Raw genomic sequence first — 2,910 nt, 5'->3', positions numbered from 1 at the left:
CAGCAGCCGCTTTGGCTTCCGCTTCTGCTTTTTCTTTAGCGATAATATCCGGTAGTAGCGCATTGTACAGGGCAAAATGGTTATCAATGTGCTGTAATGTGTAACGGTAAGCGCCGAGATCGAGGTGGCCGTTTTCAAGCGTAGCCGTCACATTTGCCCAATTTTGTGTAGTGTTATTTAACGTCAGTAAGGGTAGCAGATTAACTTTACTGGTTGGATCTTTCAGGCTGTCATGTAAGGCAAGGGTATAATTACCACTGGCTAAACCATTGACAATGACCCTGTCACTTTTTAGATCGGCAAAAGTACTGTTCAATTCAAAACGCCCATCACCACTTAAATTACTATTGACAGTTAGGGTGTTAAAATTGCCGCTTTGCGGATTACCATTCAATTTCACTACTGATCCGGCATCGAGTGATAAATTTCCAAGGGTACTATTGCCGCTCATGGTCCAGCTAGCGTCGCGCATCAGATGCGTGTTGCTGTTTGCGGCGGCTTGAATCTGTCCTTGATATTGGGTTTTGCCAAAATTTAAATTGGCGTTCTCACCTAAGATAATATTACCTTTCACGCTGGCGTAAGGAAGATCGGCGTAAAGTGCATCACTAAGTGCGGTTTGGCTACAGCTGACGACACCGCTACTGTCACTACGGGTACATTTCCAACTGTTGTTCCATCCGTTATCTCCTTTGCTGTAGCCTAAACTGACGTTGCTGTTATTGTCAGCGACGATATTCCCTTCTAAATTCGCATAGTTGCCTAATTGCAAGGTAGCGCCAGCGGTTGCTTTGAAGGTGTCAGCTTTAAAGTGACTGGTCACCCAATCATTGTCAATGACTACATCTTTACGCCACACATAACCGGCCCTGTCGCCGGTGACATCTTCGGCATGTAAGGTTGGGTAGCCGGATAATAGCAATGTGCCTTTATCAACCTTGATTTCACCGTTGAGGTTGCTGCCGCCGGATAGCGTATAGATTGAGGAAGCCGATGGTGCGGTGTAACTGAAATTCAAGCTACCATTGGTTTTGCTTGCATCGGTTTCGCCTAAGACACCTTGAAACATGGGCGATAGCAAGGCATTTTTCCGTGTTAAATAGCGTTCGATAGCTTGAGCTTCGTCATTACCCAGATAATCCCAAGCCCAATTGCCTGCTGCCCCTGGGTAAAAGGTATAGGTGCTCGTTTTGAGATACCAATATTCTGCGTTACCGCTGCGGTTGATGTGTTTATACAGCGTGTTAGGGGTGCCGCGTTGGTTGTTATTTCTTGTATTAAATACCACTTCAGCTTCACCGGTTACCCTGATATTAGCCGCTTTTTCTGCGTTATGATTAACCAGTTGCGCACCATTATCCACATTATGAATTTGAATAAAACTTAGGTTATTACCGTTGAGATCCAAACGTCCACCGCGATAACCAAAGTAGATATTATTCGGATTGACCTGCTTGTCATCCTGCAATACCACTGTTGGACGACCACTGGCTAACCGCACTTTGTCAAATGCTTGCTGGGCACCGTTTTCATCCGCTTGCTGAGCTAACACCGTGATGCCATCCCCCGCACTTAAACTGCCCAAGTTTTTACCTTTGGCATTGATTCGCAAAGTACCGCTGCCCAATTTGTGCAAAAAGTCATTTTCCACACCATTCACTTGCCATTCTACGGTTTTCCCCGCATTGACAATAATCCCTGCTCCTTGCCAAGTTTGGTTGCTTTCTGGGGTTACCCCATAATTATTATTAAAGGTTAAGCCACCGGCGCCTTGATTAATGCTGCTTTGCAATAAAATGTTGCCGCCGTTGCCGTTTAAGGTGATATTTTTACCGGCATTCATGGCAGCATTATAACCACCACTATAACTATCGGGCAGAGTGGTATCTTTTACATGTAATGTCCAGCTTTTATCATTTTGGCTAAAACGGCTGGTTTTGCCATCGCTGTTATTGGCCCAAACTAAATTTTGAGTATTGTTCACTGCAGGATCGGTATCTTCTGCATATACCCCTTGGTTATAGGCGGTTTGATAAACCACCCAATTAGTAACGGCATTCGTGGCAGTCGCTTTTTCCCCCCAGCTTCCCATTTGAAAGCCGATCAGAATCCACTGCTGGCTTTGAGTGTCCCAAGCATATAAGCCTGAACCACTGTCACCGGACGCACCATAAGTCGTTAGTGGGCTATTTTCTAAATTATATAATAGCCCAGAATTAGCCCGCACCTCTTGCGGATAACCCGGTTTATACAATGTACTGACGGTTCCACCAATTAAATAATCGTAGGCGTAAGCCAACCAAGTGGTATTCCATTCGGGATCACGAACATATTGAGTACCACTGCCGGTGCGGTATAGCACCGGAAAACGAGTTTGATCCAAATAGGCATCTCTATCAAGTCCGAGAATATTCGCTGGTGCGACTTCAGTCACATATTTATGCAAGCGCGGTGTATGGTAATCCAGACTACTGTGGTTATTGCGATCAACCATTTGATAAGTATGACGTAAATAGTCAGGATTATTGCCGGTGCCGCCAAACTGCAATCCGGTATAACCGACATTATGTTTAACACTGCCTGAATATTGCGGTGCAACCAATGTACCTACGCCTTCTTTACTGGCTGCACTAAAATCGATCATCGGTGCTTTGTCTAAAATGCCGATCAACTCACCATTTTTACCATAAATCGGCAAATTGACAGCGCCAGGGCGAAACTGACCTTTATTTTCACCGAAATCTCGGTAAGTCTGATACGGGATATCCGAACGAACGACTGAAGCGACAGTGTAAGCCGGAATAAAGCAGGTGATGATAAGCGCAGAAAGTGGATTTAATTTAAATGGCATGATAGTCCCTACAATTTTAGGAAAAGTGATAGGCTTGTATATAAATCATACAATATGAT

At 44.6% G+C, this 2,910-nt stretch carries 1 protein-coding gene; it reads right to left on the bottom strand.

Annotation, left to right across the window (positions count from 1 at the left end; genetic code table 11):
* Positions 1–2,851, bottom strand: a 2,851-nt coding sequence (locus FHQ23_RS11855) for a S6 family peptidase (RefSeq protein ID WP_139614502.1), incomplete at its 3' end; no start/stop codon positions are given.
* Positions 2,852–2,910 lie beyond the last annotated feature (59 nt).

Origin of the sequence: Testudinibacter crocodili (assembly GCF_006228025.1) — a bacterium.
In the GTDB taxonomy this organism is placed as follows: domain Bacteria; phylum Pseudomonadota; class Gammaproteobacteria; order Enterobacterales; family Pasteurellaceae; genus Chelonobacter.
This window is presented reverse-complemented; position numbering and strand designations above follow the sequence as displayed.